The following is a 16,233-nucleotide window of genomic DNA, read 5'->3' on the forward strand; positions in this document are numbered from 1 at the left end:
GCGCAACAGACGTTGCGCGGAGCGCTCAGGCGCGGGCGCTGAGGCCCGCGATGAAGAGGCCGGAGATGAACGCCGTGGCCCGCGCCGGGTCGGGTTCTGCGCTGTCGAGCATCCGCGCGCCGACCTCGAACGCGGCGCCGACCATCGACGCGGCCATGTACTCGACGTCGTGGTCAGGGATCAGACCAGCCTCCACACCCGCGCGCAGATCCTCGGCAAGCTCCTCGACGCCGGCGACCAGCGACGGCTCGTCGAACAGCGCCCGGATCGTGCCCGCGTTGCGGCTCAGCAGCTCCGACGTCGCGCGGTCCTCGATCAGGAAGTCGAAGTAGGCCCGGAAGCCGTCACGCACGAAGGCGTCCAGCGTGGTGCCGCCGCGGCGTGCGGCCCGCACGCGCAGCCGCGCCTCCCCCGCCGTCTCGTCCAGCAGCGCGGTCAACACCGACTCCTTGTCGGGGAAGTAGTTGTAGAACGTGCCCGTGGCCAGGTCGGTTCCGCGCACGATGTCGCGCACCGATGCCGCCCCGTAGCCGATGTCGGCGAAGACGAGCCGGGCGGCGTCCAGGATCGCGGTGCGGTTGGCCTGCTTGGTGCGCTCGCGCTTGCCCGCGCCGACCGCGGTCAGACCGGCGTCGACGGTCACGCGGCGACCGCCGCGCCGGCGGTGCGCGGGATGTCCTTGGCGCGATGGGGCACCGGCAGCGCGTGCCCACGGGCCGCCGCACGCTCGGCACCCAGCTTGCGCTCCTTGTCCAGCCGCCAGAGGTAGTCCTCGAAGTCGACCTGGATCGTGTGGCGCTTGCTGGCCAGATAGCGCTTGTGCATCGCCTGCTGGTCGTCGCGGATGTCGGTGGCCAGCTCACCCGGCGCCGGCAGCGCGTAGCGGCCACGCAGGTAGTCGACCAGCCACTCGCCCTGGGCCTCGGCGAGCGGCATGACCGAGCCGAGCGGCTGCAGCAGGCCGACGAACCCGAGGTCGGCGTAGTCAGGGTGAAAGACGCGGCGGAAGAGCTCGATGTGGTTGTCGGGCGCGGAGATGAAGCCCTCATCGAAGAACGGGAACGTGATCTTGTAGCCGGTGCAGTAGACCACCACGTCGACCTGCTCGCGCGTGCCGTCGACGAACTCGACGTGGTCGCCGTCCAAGGCCTTGATGTTGGGCTTGGGCGCGACGCGGCCGTGCTGGATGCGGTCGAGGATCCGGCCCGAGATCGTCGGGTGCGCCTCGCCGAAGGCATGGTCGGGCTTGGGCAGGCCGTACTTGGTGAGGTCGCCGGTGTGGAGCTTGACGAGCCGCTGGACGGCCTTCTGGCGGATCTTGAACGGGATGCGCGGATCGTTCTTGAAGTGGTCGGTCGGGCGGCCGAAGAGGTACTTGGGGATGATCCAGGCGCCGCGACGTGCGGCCAGGTAGGTGCTGTTGGCGACGTAGGAGGACTCCACGGCGATGTCCATCGCCGAGTTGCCCATCCCGAGCACGACGACGTTCTTGCCCTCGAAGATGGAGGGCTCGATGTACTCGTGGGCGTGGAGCTGCGTGCCGGTGAAGGTGTCTGAGCCAGGGAAGGCCGGCTCGGGCCAGCGCGCATCCCAGTGGTGGCCGTTGGCGACGAGCACGACGTCGTACTCGCGCACCTCGCCGTCGTCGGTCGTGACCGTGTAAACGCCGTCGGCGCCGCGCGACACGTTGTCCACGCGCGTGTTGAAGATGATGTGGTCGCGGAAGCCGAAGTGGTCGACGTAGGTGTCGAAGTACGCGGCGATCTGCGCGTGGTGCGGGTAGTCGGGGTAGTCGGCCGGCATCGGGAAGTCCGAGTAGGCCATGCGGTCGCGCGACGTGTTGATGTGCAGGTCGCGGTAGGCGGCCGACGTCCCGTTGCTGTTGTTGAAGACCCAATTGCCGCCGACGCGGTCAGACGCCTCGATGCAGTCAAACGGCACGCCATGCTCATGAAGCGCCTTGGCGACCGCGATGCCGGACGAGCCGGCACCGATCAGACAGACAGAGGGAAGCGTTGCCGTGGACATGTGCGGCAGGTTCCCAGAAGATGACGGAGGCGTCAAGTTTCGCTTTGACGCCCTGTCAAGCACGCCCAGGGCATCGAGGGACGACTGATGGTCGCTATCCGACCATCAGTCGTCCCTCGACGGGCGATGTCAGTCCTGCTCTTCGGCGCTCAATCCGCCGTCCGCGTGCGACGGCGGGCCTTCGGGCCCCTCGTCGGCGTCGTGGACGTTGCCGGCCAGCACGGGCTCGCGCTCGGCGGCGGTCAGCTCGTGCAGGTAGCGGTCGGCCATGCGGGCGGCCTGGCGGCCCTCGTTGATCGCCCAGACGATCAGCGACTGGCCGCGGCGGGCGTCGCCGGCGGCGAAGACGCCGTGCACCGACGTCGCGTAGGTGGAGGCCTTGATGTTGCCGCGCTGGTCGAGGTCGACGCCGAGCTGCTCGACGATGCCCTCGTGCTCGGGGTGCAGGAAGCCCATGGCCAGCAGGACGAGGTCGGCCTGCATCTCGCCGTCGGTGCCCTCGACGGGCGCGAACGGCGGCGCGGCACCGGCCTGGGCGTAGTGCAGCGCACCGACGCGACCGTCCTCGCCGTCGAAGCGCGTGGTGACGATCGAGAAGTCCTGCTCGCCCTTGCCGATCGCAGTCGCCTCTTCCATGGCGTAGGACAACCGGAACTTCTGCGGCCAGAGGGGCCACGGCGTGCGGTCGTCGGGGCGGTTGGTCGGCGGCTCGGGCAGCAGCTCGAGCTGCGTGACGCTCAGCGCGCCCTCGCGGATCGAGTGCCCGACGCAGTCCGCACCGGTGTCGCCGCCACCGATGACGATGACGTGCTTGCCTGCGGCGGTGATCTCGACCGGTGTGGGCGGTGTGGTGCTCGGCTCCGGCCCAAGCTCCTGCGCGATCGCCCGGTTGCGCACGTAGAGGTAGTCCATCGCCGGGTGGATGCCGTCGAGCTCGCGGCCCGGGACCGGCAGGTCGCGCGGAACGCGCGAGCCGATCGTCAGGACGACCGCGTCGAACTCCGCGCGCAGCTGGTCGGCGGTCACGTCAACACCAACGTCAACACCGCAACGCACATCGACGCCCTCGGCGCGCAGCTGGTCCAGCCGGCGCTCGACGATCCACTTCTCGATCTTGAAGTCCGGCACGCCGAAGCGCACCAGGCCGCCGCCCGCCTCGTCGCGCTCGAAGAGCACGACGGCGTGGCCGGCGCGGCGCAGCTGCTGGGCGGCGGCCATGCCGGCCGGGCCGGCGCCGACGACCGCAACGCTGCGACCGGTCTCGACCGCCGGCGGCTGGGGCACGACCCAGCCCTCGTCGAAGGCGCGGTTGATGATGGAGTTCTCGATCTGCTTGATCGTCACCGCGTCGCCCTCGCGGATCTCCAGCACGCAGGAGGCCTCGCACGGCGCGGGACAGAGACGGCCCGTGAACTCCGGGAAGTTGTTGGTGGCGTGCAGCTGCTTGATCGCGTCGGGCCAGCGCTCGCGGTAGACGAGGTCGTTCCAGTCCGGGATCAGGTTGCCCAGCGGGCAGCCGTTGTGGCAGAACGGCACGCCGCAGTCCATGCAGCGCGCGCCCTGGGCCGCCAGCTCCGCGTCGGGCTTCTGGACCAGGAACTCCTGGAAGTCACCCACGCGCTCCTGCGCGTCTCGATAGGAGACGTTGGAGCGGTCGATCTTGAGGAAGCCTCCGAGCTCACCCATGGCTACGCGGCCCGCTTGACGTCGATGACCACGGTGGTGGCGTGGGGTGTGGTGGTCATGCGGCGACCTCTTCCGTTGTCGCGGTAGCCGCGGCGGCCTGCTCGGCCAGCACGCGCTTGTAATCGGCCGGGAAGACCTTGACGAAGCGCCCGCGGGCGTTGTCCCAGTCCTCCAGCAGCCCGGACGCGACGGTCGAGCCCGTGCGGTCAAAGTGCTCCTGCACCAGCCCGCGCACCTCGGCGGCGTCGTCGTCAGACAGCTCTTCGAGCTGGTTGAGCATCGTCGGGTTCACGCGCGAGCGGAAGCCGCCGTCAACATCGAGGACGTAAGCGAAGCCGCCGCTCATGCCCGCGGCGAAGTTCCGGCCCGTCGCACCGAGGACGACCACGCGGCCGCCGGTCATGTACTCACAGCCGTGGTCGCCGACGCCTTCGACGACCGCGCTGGCGCCCGAGTTGCGGACCGCGAAGCGCTCGCCCGCCAGGCCGCGCAGGAACACCTTGCCCGACGTCGCGCCGTAGAGCACCGTGTTGCCGACGATGACGTTGTCCTGGGCATCGAAGGTGACGCCCTCGGGCGGCGTGACGACGACCGTGCCGCCCGACAGGCCCTTGCCCGTGTAGTCGTTGGCGTCGCCGTGCAACGTGAACGTCACGCCCGGCGCGAGCCAGCCGCCGAACGACTGCCCGGCCGAGCCGGTGAACGTCACGTCGACCGAACCGGCCGGCAGGCCGTCGCGACCGTGCAGCTCGGCGATCCGCGAGGAGAGCATGCCGCCGACGCAGCGGTTGACGTTGCGCACCGGCACGTTGATGTCGACGTGCTGGTCGCCGCCCTCGACGACCGGCCGCGCCTTCTCCAACAGGATGTGATCCAGCGCGTCGTCGAGCACCGGCGGCGGCGCCTGCGTGCGGTGGCGCGGCTTGGACGCGTCCACGTCGCGCGGGAACGTGAGCAGGTGCGTGAGGTCGATCCCGCGCGCCTTCCAGTGGTCGATGGCCTCGTCGGCCTCGAGCAGGTCGACGCGGCCGATCAAGTCCTCCATCTTGGCGATGCCGAGCGAGGCCATGATGCCGCGCAGCTCCTCGGCCACGAAGAAGAAGAAGTTGACGACGTGCTCGGGCGTGCCCTGGAAACGCTTGCGCAGCTCCGGGTCCTGCGTGGCGATGCCCACCGGGCAGGTGTTGAGGTGGCAGGCGCGCATCATGATGCAGCCCGTCGCGATCAACGGCGCGGTCGAGAAGCCCATCTCGTCGGCACCGAGCATCGCCGCGATGGCCACGTCGCGGCCGGTCTTGAGCTGGCCATCGGTCTGGACGACGATGCGCGAGCGCAGGTCGTTCTTGAGCAGCGTCTGCTGGGTCTCGGCCAGGCCGATCTCCCACGGCGCGCCGGCGGAGACGATCGAGCTCAAAGGCGAGGCGCCCGTGCCGCCGTCGTGGCCGGCGATGACCACGTGGTCGGCGTTGGCCTTCGCGACGCCCGCGGCGACCGTGCCGACGCCGACCTCGGAGACGAGCTTGACCGAGACCTGCGCCTTGGGGTTGGCGCAGCGCAGATCGTAGATGAGCTGCTTGAGATCTTCGATCGAGTAGATGTCGTGGTGGGGCGGCGGCGAGATCAGGCCGACGCCCGGCGTCGTGTGCCGGACCGACCCGATGTACTTGTCGACCTTGTGGCCGGGCAGCTGGCCGCCCTCGCCGGGCTTGGCGCCCTGGGCCATCTTGATCTGCAGCTGGTCGGCGTTGACCAGGTAGTGGATCGTCACGCCGAAGCGGCCTGACGCCACCTGCTTGATCGCCGAGCGGCGCAGGTCGCCGTTCTCGTCGCGGACGAAGCGCCGCGGATCCTCGCCGCCCTCGCCCGTGTTCGAGCGCCCGCCGAGGCGGTTCATGGCGATCGCCAGGTTCTCGTGGGCCTCGGTGGAGATCGAGCCCAGCGACATCGCGCCGGTGGCGAAGCGCTTGACGATCTCCTTGGCGGGCTCGACCTCGTCGAGCGGGATCGGCTCGGCGCCACCGCGGAACTTCAGCAGCCCGCGCAGCGTCGCCTTGCGCGTGGCGCTCTCGTTGACCATCCGCGCGTACTCGTCGTACTTGTCCTGGGCCGAGCCGTTCGTGTCCCGGACCGCGTGCTGCAGCGCCGCGATCGTCTCCGGGTTCCACATGTGGTGCTCGCCGTCGCGGCGCCAGGCGTAGACGCCGCCGACCGGCAGCAGATCCTCCGGCAGTCCGTAGCCGCGCTCGTGGCGGTCCAGCGCCTCCTGGGCCAGCACCTCGAGGCCGACGCCGCCGATGCGCGACGCGGTCCCGCAGAAGTGGCGGTCGATCAGCGGCTTCTCGAGGCCGACGGCCTCGAAGATCTGCGCGCCGCAGTAGGACTGGATCGTCGAGATCCCCATCTTGGAGATCGTCTTGAGCAGGCCTTTGCCGATCGCCTTGACGGTCAGCCGCTCGGCCTGGTCGGCGGAGTCGACACCTGGGATACGGCCTTCGGCGACCATCGCGTCGACGGTCTCGAACGCGACGTAGGGGTTGATGGCGCTGGCGCCGTAGCCGATCAGCGTCGCGAAGTGATGCACTTCACGCGGCTCACCAGACTCCAGCACCAGGCCGGTCTGCAGACGCGTGCCCTCACGCACCAGGTGGTGGTGCACGGCGGCGACGGCCAGCAGCGACGGGATCGGCGCACGGCGCTTGCCGATGCCGCGGTCGCTGAGGATCAGGATGTTGACGCCAGTGGCGATGACGTCGTGGGCCTCGTCGCAGATCTCGGCCAGGCGGGCGTGCAGCCCCTCGGGGCCGTCCTGCACCGGCCACGTGATGTCGATCGTGTGCGACTTGAACCACGGGTGCTCCAGCGAGCGCAGCGTCTCGAGCTCGCCGTTGCGCAGGATCGGCTGGTCCATGACCAGCTGGCGCGCATGCTCGGGCGCGGCCTCCAGGAGGTTGCCTTCGGCGCCGACGCCGGTGCCCAGCGACATGACGATCGACTCGCGGATCGGGTCGATCGGCGGGTTGGTCACCTGCGCGAAGAGCTGCTTGAAGTAGGAGAACAGCGCCGGGCGCTGATCTGACAGCACGGCCAGCGCGTTGTCGTTGCCCATCGAGCCGAGCGGCTCCTCGCCGTTCTTGGCCATCGGCGCCATCAGGACGCGCAGGTCCTCCTGGCTGTAGCCGAACGCCAACTGAAGGTCGCGCAGCGGCTGGGCCAGCGTCAGCCCTTCCCGCAGCGGGAGGTCGTCGAAGCGCACGACGTTCTCGTCAAACCAGCGGCTGTAGGGCTGCGCGGTGGCGACCTGCTCCTTGACCTCGGCGTCGTCGACGATGCGACCCGCCTCGAGATCGACGAGGAACAGCTTGCCCGGCGCGAGGCGACCGAGGCGCACGACCTCCTGGGGCGCGACCGGCAACATGCCGGTCTCAGAGCCGAGCATGACGTAGCCGTCGGTGGTCTCGACCCAGCGGCCGGGACGCAGCCCGTTGCGGTCCAGCGTCGCGCCGACGACGGTGCCGTCGGTGAAGCAGACCGAGGCCGGACCGTCCCACGGCTCCATCAGACAGGAGTGGAAGGCGTAGAAGCCCTTGAGGTGGTCCGGGAGGTCGTCGCGGTCGGCGTAGGCCTCGGGGATCATCATCATCGCCGCGTGCGGCAGCGAGCGACCGGCGAGCATCAGGAGCTCGAGGACGTTGTCGAAGGTCGCGGAGTCCGACCCGCCGGGGCGCACGATCGGCAGGACCTTCTGCAGGTCGAGGCCGAACAGCTCGGAGGCCAGCTGCGACTCGCGCGCGCGCATCCAGTTGGCGTTGCCCATCAGCGTGTTGATCTCGCCGTTGTGGGCGATGACGCGGAACGGGTGCGCCAGGTCCCAGCTCGGGAACGTGTTGGTCGAGAAGCGGCTGTGCACCAGGGCCAGGGCCGAGCCGAAGCGCTCGTCCTTGAGGTCCGGATAGAAGTTGCGCAGCTGGTGGGAGATCAACATCCCCTTGTACACGCAGGTGCGCGAGGAGAAGCTCGGGGCGTAGAAGTCGGGGCCGGCGGCCAGCTCGACGATCCGCCGGATGACGTAGAGCTTGCGCTCGAAGCGGTCCTGGTCCTCCGTGAAGCCCGGGCCGGCGCCGACGAACAGCTGCTTGACGTGCGGGCGCGAGGCGTTGGCCGTGTCGCCGACGTGATCGAGGTCGACCGGGACGTCGCGCCAGCCGAGCAGCTGCTGACCCTCGATGCGGATGTTGAGCTCGATCAGCTCTTCGAGCTTGCGGCGCTGCTGCGGGTCGCGCGGGAGGAAGCAGACGGCGACGCCATAGGCACCACGCGGCGGCAGCTCGAAGTCGACGACCTGCCGGAAGAACGCGTCCGGAATCTGGACGAGGATGCCCGCACCGTCGCCGGTGCGGATGTCTGCGCCCTCCGCGCCGCGGTGCTCCAGGTTGTCCAGCGCCGTGAGCGCGCGGTGGATGACGCCGTGGTCGGGCTGGTTGTCCAGCCGCGCGACCATGGCGACGCCACACGCGTCGTGCTCGTAGCGGGGGTCGTACAGGCCGTCGGCCTGAGGAAAGCGAGAGATCGTCATGAGGTGTCCCGTGGCGGCCCGGGGGCACGGAGGCTCGGTCGTCCGGCGCCCTAGGTGCCGGCTTCTCGAGCGTGAGAAGGAGCCCGGCAGAGTAGCAAGAGCACTCCAAATTGGACAGCCGTACGCGATCGCATACAGCCACTGCGCACGCCTCCAGACACGGGGTGCGAGCAGGGAGATCGTCTGCGTGCAAACCGGATTCCGGTATCTCGGATCGCTCGTGTTTGCGCCCATCGGCCCGGGGCATACCGGGCTCTGCGGGATTGATGCTCCCGTCCAGATCGCGTCACGGAGAGCGCCCGACCCTGCCCCGGTGCGATGCGATGACCTCCCCCACACGCGTCGGGTCGCCTTCGGGCGGCCCGGCGTGTTTAAAGCGCACGTTGAACGCCGAATTCCGGGGCAGCGACCGATATGCTCATCCCGCTTCGCGCCCGTCCGCGCGTCGTCGCGAATAAGACGACCGCCGGGTGGGCATATCCAGCCGATGAGACACCCGGGGCTGGGACGCCCCGGCACGACCGCCACCAGGAGCCTTCTGACGCCCGACTTCGAGCTGACCCTGCCGGCCCGCGCCGAAAACGTGGCCGTTGTACGTCATGCCTTCGGCGGGCTTGGCGACGCCCTTGACGTGCCTGACCACGCGTTGGCCGACGTCAAGCTGGCGGTCACGGAGGCGTGCACCAACGTCGTCGTGCACGCCTACCCCGACGGCGACGGGCCGATGAGCGTGTGCGCCGGACTGGTCGACGGGGCGTTGACGGTCGTCGTCAGCGACGAGGGCCGCGGCATCCTGCCGCGCCCCGACAGTCCCGGCCTCGGGCTCGGCCTGCCGCTGATCGCCACGCTTGCCTCGTCGCTGGAGCTCGGCACCAACGATCAGGACCAGACCGAGGTGCGGATGGTCTTCGAGCTCGACGGCGTCCGGGAAGCGTCGGCATGAGCCCCGAACTGTCGACCGTCAACGAGGCGACGCTGACCGTCCGCCGGGCCGAGCTGCTCGGCCCGGTCCTCGGTCGCGTCGTCGGGATGCTGGCCGCTCGGGCGCAGTGCCCGATCGACCGCCTCGACGACGCCCTCCTGCTGACCGACGCGGTTGCCGCGCACGCGCCGAGCCACACGGCCAACGGTCGCGTCACCGTCCATGTCCATGCCGAGCCCGCGGGTCTTTCGCTGCGCGTCGGGCCATTGGCCGCCGGGGGTGCTGACGCACTCGTCGCCGCCGCGTCGCTTCCCGGGATCGGGAACGTGTTCGAGCACGTGGCCTCGGGCATCTCCGCAGAAGGCTCGGAGCTGCTGCTCCAGCTCGCCTTCCGCGACTGATCACCACCTCGGCAGATTCGTCACACTGAAGGAACACGATGCCACCGGATTTCGCACTTACCCAGGACCCCGTTGACGCGTCAACGCAGGTCGTCGCCGTCCGCGGCGAGATCGACCTGTTCACCGCGCCCGAGCTGAAGACCGCGCTTGGCGAGGCGATCGAGGGCGGCAAGTCGCGGATCGTCGTAGACCTCGGCGAGACGACCTTCCTGGACTCGACGGCGCTCGGCGTCCTGATCGGCACGGTCAAGCGCCTGCGCTCGCGTGACGGCCGCCTGACGATCGTCAACGTCGATCAGAACATCGCCAAGACGTTCGAGATCACGGGGCTGGATCAGATCTTCACGATCCGCGGCTCGCGCGATGAGGCGGTTGCGGCGCTGGACGAGGAAGAGGCGCAGGCCTAAGCGGCCTTCGCCAGCTCGGCGGCGATCTCCTCGCCCCCAGGTGGCGCCATCGCCGGTGAGTCCTCGCCGGTCAGCAGCTCGAGCACCGCGCCTTCGACGGCGCCCTGGATCGCCGTGCCGTCGCCGGCCTCGGCGAGGCCGGGCAGCGTGCCGGCGATCGTGACGCCGTCGAGGTAGCGATCGAAGGTGCGCGGATCGATGTAGGAAGCGCGCGCGACCGCCGGCGTGTTGCCGAGGTGGTGGGCGACCTCCTTGACGACGCGCGCCATCGCCCGCTTGCGCGCGGTCTTGGTTGGCGGCACCGGGCTGACCGCGAGGCCGACGGCGGCGAGCACGGTCGCGCCCCAGGTGCGGAAGTCCTTGGCGCTGACGTCCTCGCCGGTTGTCTCCTTCAGCCAGGCGTTGATGTCGGAGGACTTGACGTCGACCCAGCGGCGGCCGCGCTTGTAGGCCAGCAGCTCGTCGCCGCCCCCGCGGCGGCGCTTGAGGCGGCAGAGGTCGTCGCCGAGGTCGGGATCCACGACCGCCTGGATCCGTCGTTTGCCGTGCTTGGCGGGGTAGTCGAAGTACAGGACGCCGTCGCGGACCTGCACGTGGCGCTGCTTCATCGTCGCCAGGCCGTAGGTCTCGTTGGTCACGGCGTAGTCCTCGGTGCCGATCCGGAAGAAGCCGCGATCCAGGAGGCGGACGGCCAGGGCGAGGACGTGGTCGGCGGAAAAGTCCTGGCGGGCCAGGTCGTCTTCGACACGGGCACGCAAGGTCGGCAGCGTGCGGGCGAAGACGACCATGTCCTCGAACTTGGCCTGGTCGCGGCGGGCGCGCCAGCGCGGGTGGTAGAGGTACTGCTTGCGCCCGCGCTGGTCGATGCCGGTGGCCTGGATGTGGCCGCCGGGATAGGGGCAGATCCACACGCCCTGCCAGGCGGGCGGGATGACCAGCTCGTTGACGCGGGCCAGGATCTCGGGCTCCTCGACGCGCTCGCCGTCGGGGTCGAGGATCGAGAAGCCGCGGCCGCGCTTGACCCGGCGCAGGCCGGGGCCGCTGCAGTCGACCTTCCTGAGACGGGGCTGGCGCGGTTCCGGCACGCCGCCGATGTACCCGGCGATCGCGGACGGCAGCCGCGATCGGGCGCGGCGCTACTTGGCCGCGCTCTTGGCCTTCTTGGTGGTGCCGGACTTCGAGGAGCTCGCGCGCTTACGCTTAGGCTTGACGTCGCCGCCATCACCGTCCTCGTCGCCCGTGCGCTCGCGCACCGCGTCGAGGCTCGCCTTCAGCGCGCTCATGAGGTCGGGGACCGGCGCGGTCTCCTCGTCCTCGGGCTGGATGACGATCTCCTCGCCGGCGGCCTTCTTCTCGATCATCTCGAGGACGGCCTCGCGGTAGGTGTCCTTGTACTTCGTCGGTTCGAACTCACCGGCCAGCGACTCGATCAGCTGCTTGGCGATGTCGATCTCACGCTTGTTGGTCTTGACGTCCTCGGCGGCGGGGATGTCGTCAATGCGGGCGGGGTCGACGACCTCGTCGGCGAAGAGCATCGTCGCCATCTCGAGGACATCGTGGTCGGCCAGGGGCCGGATCGCGACCAGGCTCTCCTTCTGGCGGATGACGACCTTGGCGATCGCGACGCGGTTGGTGTCGCGCATCGCCTCCAGCAGCAGGCGATAAGGCTTGGCGCCCCCGGCCCCGGGTGCGAGGTAGTACGGGTGGTCGTAGAAGATCGGGTCGATCTCCTCCAGATCGACGAAGTCCTCGATGTCGATGGTCTTCGTCTTGGCGGGCTGGACGGAGTCGAGCTCGGCCGGGTCGATCACCACGTAACGGTCCGACGAGATCTCATAGCCCTTGACCAGATCCTCATAGGCGACCTCCTCCCCGGTGGAGGCGTCGACGCGCTTCTGCGCGATCCGCGAACCCGTCTTGGCGTTGAGCTGGTTGAAGCGGACGGTCTTGCGGTTGACTGCGCTGTACAGCTTGACGGGCACGGTGACGAGCCCGAAGCTGATGGCGCCGGTCCAGATCGAACGGGGCATGGACCGTCAAGTGTGCCCGACGGGGCGTGCTTTGCACACGCCCCGCAGGCATTCTTGCGTGGTGGAGCCCTGCCGTTAGGCCTTGATGGCGTCCTTCTCGAAGCGCCCGGCGGGCTTGTTGCCCTCGTGCGGGCCCTCAGCGAACTCCTCGACCATCTTGGCGTTGAAGGCCTTCAGGTCGTCGGGCTTGCGGGAGGTTACGAGTCCTTCGTCCACGTGGACCTCTTCGTCGACCCACGTGGCACCGGCGTTGCGCAGGTCGGTCTGCAGCGACGGCCACGAGGTCAGCGTTCGCCCGCGGACGACGTCGGCCTCAATGAGCGTCCACGGCGCGTGGCAGATCGCCGCGACCGGCTTGCCGGCGTCGAAGAACGCACGGACGAACGCGACGGCCTCGGGGTGCGTGCGCAGGTTGTCGGGGTTGGCGACGCCGCCGGGGAGCATCAACGCGTCGTAGTCCTCGGCGCTCGCGTCGGTCACCGCGCGGTCGACCGGAAAGCTGTCGGCCTTGTCGAGGTGGTTGAACGCTTGGGCCTCACCGGACTCCGGTGCGAGCAGCTCGACGGTCGCGCCGGCGTCCTGCAGTGCCTTGCGCGGCTCCGTGAGCTCGACCTGCTCGATGCCCTCGTTGGCGACCAGGATCGCCACCTTCTTGCCGTTCAGGGTGTCGGCCATTGCCGATGTGCCTCCTCGTGATTCGGGGTCAGGGAGCTACGGGTAGGGCTCACCGCATGACCACGACACGAAACGCGAGTCAGGGCATCCTGGCCGACGACAAGTCCTCCGAGCGCGAAGAGATCATCAAGATGCTCGAGAAGGCCTACTGGATGGAGATCGAGACGGTCATGTCCTACATCTCGAACTCCGTGAATCCGGACGGCGTCCGCGCCCAGGAGATCATCGAGTCCCTGAACGCCGACATCCAGGAGGAGCTCGGCCACGCGCAGCAGTTCGCCGCGCGCATCAAGGAGCTGTACGGGGTCGTCCCCGGTTCCATGGACTTCACCGCCGAGCAGAGCTACCTCCAACCGCCCGAGCACCAGACCGAACGTCGTCCACGTCATCAAGGGCGTCATCGAGGCCGAGACCGGCGCGATCGAGCACTACAACGCGGTCATCGAGGCGACCGAGGGCGTGGATCCGGTGACCAACGACATGGTCATCGCGATCCTGCGTGACGAGGAGGGGCACCGGCGGTTGTTCGAGGGGTATCTGAGGGAGTACGAGGCGGAGGGGCTGGCGTAGGAACCCTGCGAACGACTCAGCCGGTTTCTTTCCCTCAGCAACAGATTGTGCACGCTTTCGTTTTCGGCGCTTAACGCCGATATACCCGAGCGTGGCTACCAAGTCCCTGAGTGTGTACCTCCTCAAGCAAGACGTCACGTCGGATATCGAGGCCTTGAAGCCAGACCGCCTCGATATCCGCACCCACGACGTCAGCGCGGGCGAGACCCAAGGAACCATATTCGTGCAGGTGCAGGACGCACGCGTACCGCAATGGCTGTCCTTGCTCGGCCCGCATATGGACCCGTCAGCCGACGATCGCACGATGAGCTCGAATGCGGTGTTCGTGCTGCAAGCTGCAGGCAGACGCTTTGCTCTGACGTTTGGCAGCGGATGGACCATGCTCGACGCCCGCCGCTACGAGCGACGGTTCGGCCTTCGTGTCGCACTCAACTCCCTCGACCCGTCGCTGTTGCGTGGTGCTCAGGCGCGTACGTTCGGCGAGTCGGTGATGCACACCCAACGGCAGCTGTCGCGACAAGCGCGGATCGATGCGCTGGAAGTCGACTGGCAACGCGAGTTGGTCACCGCACTAGAGGGCACCACCCGCGACGACGTAGTGGGGAAGCGCCTCAGAGGCCATGACGCCGCGCGGGTCACCGCCGAGGTCAACGCCAACACACTGGCAACGCTCTGCGCCAGCATGCTGGACCGAAGCCGCCAGACGGGATATCGCCATGAGTTCCCCCACATCGATGACATCGAGGAGATCACCGACCCAGAAGAGATCAAGGCTCTCGACAGCCGGCTCGCGACGCGCGTCGGCCAGCGGCGTTGGGCTGGTATTGACGTCTATCCGCCCGAGCTGGTCTCAAACGACATCGTCGACTTCTCGGTAACGCGCCGGGGACGCGAGACAATCGTCGACGAGCCGACGACAAACACGTTACTCAGCCTTGTGATCACATCGGTAACGGATCCTGAACGAGTGCGCCGCGTGCTTGACAGCGCCATGCTCGTGGCACGAAACGACGATAAACAGCCGGTACAAGAATGGTCGCTATGGACCTGTCTGTACCACGAAATGACCCTGGGCCACGAGCGGGTTATTCTCGACGGCGGGGTCTGGTACCGGATAAAGAAGACGCTCGCCGACCAGGTCGATCGCTTCATTACGACCCTTACACCGTCGGGGCTGTCGCTGCCTGACGCCGTGCCTAATGAGTCAGAAGGCGAGTACAACCTTGCGGTTGCCGCCGACCTACCGACCGTCGCACTCCTCGATCGGCAGAACATCAAACTCGAAGGGAGATCGGCCATCGAACCGTGCGACCTCTTCACCAACCAGCGAGCGATCATCCACGTCAAGAAACGCAAGGGCGGCTCCGGACCGCTGAGCCACCTCATCGGACAGGCAGTCGTATCCGCCGAGCTACTCAAGGGCAACGCCGACTTCCGCACAGCGTTTCGCGAGAAGCTGGCAAAGGCGAAACCCGGCTTCGAGAACCTCGTCAGCGAGACGATCGATGCCGGCGACTACCCGATCATTCTTGCGCTCATCACCAACTCTGGTGTCCCCGGGCAGGTAGCCGAGGATCTGCCGTTCTTCACCAAGGTGTTCCTTTGGAGAAATGTGGAGCGGCTACGGACGATGGGTTTCACGGTCCATCTCGATGAGATCCGAACGGGGGTAACCCTCACCGGTCGTCCAGCCCGTGAGCGCAAGGCGCGGCTACACACGCTCAAACAGGCCGTCCCGAAAGCGACCGTCTCCTGAGGAGGTTGCTGTCGAGAGGCCAGCGCGCACGGTCAGCAGGAGAGTGACATTGGCGCAGCGGGCAGATGAGGCCGTAGAGGATCTGTGGGTGCCCGAGCGCGCCGCGCAGCGACCGGGCATCGCGTCTGCGTTGCAGACGCCAGTGGTCCCGGACATTGGTCGATCTGGGGCGTTCCAGCGCAACTGCAAATGTTCGTGACCGACGTCAGGAAGGTGCGTTGACGTGCGATCTGAGGCCTGGGTACGATGAGATGGTCATGACCTACTCGATCTTCGACACCGGTAACTTGGTCGAATCCTTCGATCGGGAGAGCGTGGCGTATGAGGCTCTGGCGCCTCGCCGAAGACGCATCGCAGAGGAGCGACGGTCTCCTCCTCGTCGCGTTCGATGACGATGGCAACGCCGTGGCCGAATGCGTGCCGGGCGGACGCATCGCTAACGCCACCTGAGCTCCGCGGCACGCGCTAGAGCTGAGCGCAGATTCCTGCGGCAGGCTTGTGCGCCCAGGGCCGCCCCGTGGTTGCCGTGGACAGAGCCACGGCAACCACGGTGTGCCTCAAGCCTTTGTGGCCTTGTTGTAGGTGGTGAAGAGGCGGTCGAGGGTTTGGGCGGCGAGGCGGTCGTGGGTGATGGCCTCGAGGGTCTCGGGGGAGATCGGCTCGATGCCGTCAGGGAGGCGATCGGCGTTGCTCATCGCCAAGTCGTAGCGACGCAGGCCGAGAAGGTTGATCAGATCCTCGGTCAACGGGACCTCGAAGGTCTCCTGGTCCGGGTCGACCTTCTCGGGATTGCATCCGACGGCGTCGATGAGGTCGAAGACGTCGCGGTAGCGCTGGAAGAGGCCGTGCTGGGCGTCGGGGCTGAAGTCGAGCAAGTCCTCGAACGGGTCGTGCTCGAACATCGCGATTTTCTTGGCCTCGGCGCGCAGAACGTCGGCGGTCTGGCGGTCGACGACGAGCGTCGTCGGCGCGTGGGTACGCTGCGGGGTACTCATGGGAGTCGTTGCTCCTGTGGGTCATGCCCCCGGCCGTTGACGCGGCGCGGGGGTCATTTGATTTGGATGAAGGCGGAGCCTAGCGAGGCGTGCAGACGGAATTGATCGATTACGCAGAGTCGTTGCAGAATTGGCGCACTCGTTGCTAGTCGACAACACCAACAACTCCCGGGCGCTGGCGTCCGGGCGT

Annotated in this window: 12 protein-coding genes and 1 pseudogene; 5 read left to right on the forward strand and 8 right to left on the reverse strand. The window is 68.1% G+C overall.

Features of this window, described 5'->3' with window-relative positions; genetic code table 11:
* Positions 1 to 25: 25 nt before the first annotated feature.
* The 4 genes from VGO10_RS09005 to gltB all read right to left on the reverse strand — a co-directional run bounded on the left by VGO10_RS09005 (position 26) and on the right by gltB (position 8,287).
* The gene (locus VGO10_RS09005) at positions 26 to 643 is read right to left on the reverse strand and encodes a TetR/AcrR family transcriptional regulator (RefSeq protein WP_327467373.1); all 618 of its coding nucleotides are present in this window, start codon (positions 641 to 643) and stop codon (positions 26 to 28) included.
* A complete protein-coding gene (locus VGO10_RS09010) occupies positions 640 to 2,028 on the reverse strand; it encodes a flavin-containing monooxygenase (protein WP_327467375.1) in 1,389 nt (462 codons plus the stop codon). Before VGO10_RS09010 ends, VGO10_RS09005 begins: the two co-directional genes overlap by 4 nt.
* Before the next feature lie 129 nt (positions 2,029 to 2,157).
* Positions 2,158 to 3,714 (reverse strand): glutamate synthase subunit beta, encoded by a 1,557-nt coding sequence (locus VGO10_RS09015; protein ID WP_327467377.1) that lies wholly within the window; start codon positions 3,712 to 3,714, stop codon positions 2,158 to 2,160.
* Positions 3,715 to 3,769: 55 nt separating this feature from the next.
* Positions 3,770 to 8,287 carry a glutamate synthase large subunit gene (gene gltB, locus VGO10_RS09020; protein ID WP_327467379.1) on the reverse strand — a complete coding sequence of 1,506 codons (4,518 nt, stop codon included), beginning with the start codon at positions 8,285 to 8,287 and terminating at the stop codon, positions 3,770 to 3,772.
* A 487-nt stretch (positions 8,288 to 8,774) separates the two neighbouring features.
* Between gltB and VGO10_RS09025 the strand changes: the two genes are divergently transcribed.
* The 3 genes from VGO10_RS09025 to VGO10_RS09035 are packed head-to-tail and all read left to right on the forward strand — an operon-like array spanning position 8,775 to position 10,017.
* Positions 8,775 to 9,230 (forward strand): ATP-binding protein, encoded by a 456-nt coding sequence (locus tag VGO10_RS09025; protein ID WP_327467381.1) that lies wholly within the window; start codon positions 8,775 to 8,777, stop codon positions 9,228 to 9,230.
* Positions 9,227 to 9,610, forward strand: a complete 384-nt coding sequence (locus tag VGO10_RS09030; RefSeq protein ID WP_327467383.1) for a hypothetical protein — start codon at positions 9,227 to 9,229, stop codon at positions 9,608 to 9,610. The genes VGO10_RS09025 and VGO10_RS09030 overlap by 4 nt, the downstream gene beginning before the upstream one ends.
* Positions 9,611 to 9,648: 38 nt before the next feature.
* Positions 9,649 to 10,017 (forward strand): STAS domain-containing protein, encoded by a 369-nt coding sequence (locus tag VGO10_RS09035; RefSeq protein WP_327467385.1) that lies wholly within the window; start codon positions 9,649 to 9,651, stop codon positions 10,015 to 10,017.
* Here the strand turns inward: VGO10_RS09035 and VGO10_RS09040 are convergent.
* The 3 genes from VGO10_RS09040 to VGO10_RS09050 all read right to left on the reverse strand — a co-directional run bounded on the left by VGO10_RS09040 (position 10,014) and on the right by VGO10_RS09050 (position 12,722).
* Entirely contained in the window at positions 10,014 to 11,102 is a 1,089-nt protein-coding gene (locus tag VGO10_RS09040) for a DNA topoisomerase IB (RefSeq protein WP_327467387.1), read from the reverse strand. The genes VGO10_RS09035 and VGO10_RS09040 overlap by 4 nt on opposite strands.
* 51 nt (positions 11,103 to 11,153) lie before the next feature.
* The gene (locus VGO10_RS09045) at positions 11,154 to 12,047 is read right to left on the reverse strand and encodes a Ku protein (RefSeq protein WP_327467389.1); all 894 of its coding nucleotides are present in this window, start codon (positions 12,045 to 12,047) and stop codon (positions 11,154 to 11,156) included.
* Between the two features lie 75 nt (positions 12,048 to 12,122).
* A complete protein-coding gene (locus tag VGO10_RS09050; RefSeq protein WP_327467391.1) occupies positions 12,123 to 12,722 on the reverse strand; it encodes a type 1 glutamine amidotransferase domain-containing protein in 600 nt (199 codons plus the stop codon).
* A gap of 56 nt (positions 12,723 to 12,778) precedes the next feature.
* On the opposite strand from VGO10_RS09050, the pseudogene VGO10_RS21745 reads away from it, so the two are divergent.
* Together VGO10_RS21745 and VGO10_RS09060 are read left to right on the forward strand one after the other, a co-directional pair.
* Positions 12,779 to 13,292 (forward strand): annotated as a pseudogene (locus VGO10_RS21745) (ferritin-like domain-containing protein).
* Positions 13,293 to 13,404: 112 nt separating this feature from the next.
* Positions 13,405 to 15,048: a DUF6119 family protein gene (locus VGO10_RS09060; protein ID WP_327467393.1), complete on the forward strand. Its 1,644-nt coding sequence runs from the start codon at positions 13,405 to 13,407 to the stop codon at positions 15,046 to 15,048.
* A gap of 557 nt (positions 15,049 to 15,605) precedes the next feature.
* On the opposite strand, the gene VGO10_RS09065 is transcribed toward VGO10_RS09060, so the two are convergent.
* Complete coding sequence (locus VGO10_RS09065; RefSeq protein ID WP_327467395.1) at positions 15,606 to 16,043, reverse strand: hypothetical protein; 438 nt, start codon at positions 16,041 to 16,043, stop codon at positions 15,606 to 15,608.
* Positions 16,044 to 16,233 lie beyond the last annotated feature (190 nt).

Source organism: Baekduia sp. (genome assembly GCF_035996765.1).
Lineage (GTDB): Bacteria > Actinomycetota > Thermoleophilia > Solirubrobacterales > Solirubrobacteraceae > Baekduia.

Excerpts from the sequence above, each read along its gene's own strand:
- VGO10_RS09010 (WP_327467375.1), bottom strand. The coding sequence starts at position 2,028 with ATGTCCACGGCAACGCTTCCCTCTGTCTGTCTGATCGGTGCCGGCTCG.
- VGO10_RS09015 (WP_327467377.1), bottom strand. The coding sequence starts at position 3,714 with ATGGGTGAGCTCGGAGGCTTCCTCAAGATCGACCGCTCCAACGTCTCC.
- gltB (WP_327467379.1), bottom strand. The coding sequence starts at position 8,287 with ATGACGATCTCTCGCTTTCCTCAGGCCGACGGCCTGTACGACCCCCGC.
- VGO10_RS09025 (WP_327467381.1), top strand. The coding sequence starts at position 8,775 with ATGAGACACCCGGGGCTGGGACGCCCCGGCACGACCGCCACCAGGAGC.
- VGO10_RS09030 (WP_327467383.1), top strand. The coding sequence starts at position 9,227 with ATGAGCCCCGAACTGTCGACCGTCAACGAGGCGACGCTGACCGTCCGC.
- VGO10_RS09035 (WP_327467385.1), top strand. The coding sequence starts at position 9,649 with ATGCCACCGGATTTCGCACTTACCCAGGACCCCGTTGACGCGTCAACG.
- VGO10_RS09045 (WP_327467389.1), bottom strand. The coding sequence starts at position 12,047 with ATGCCCCGTTCGATCTGGACCGGCGCCATCAGCTTCGGGCTCGTCACC.
- VGO10_RS09050 (WP_327467391.1), bottom strand. The coding sequence starts at position 12,722 with ATGGCCGACACCCTGAACGGCAAGAAGGTGGCGATCCTGGTCGCCAAC.
- VGO10_RS09065 (WP_327467395.1), bottom strand. The coding sequence starts at position 16,043 with ATGAGTACCCCGCAGCGTACCCACGCGCCGACGACGCTCGTCGTCGAC.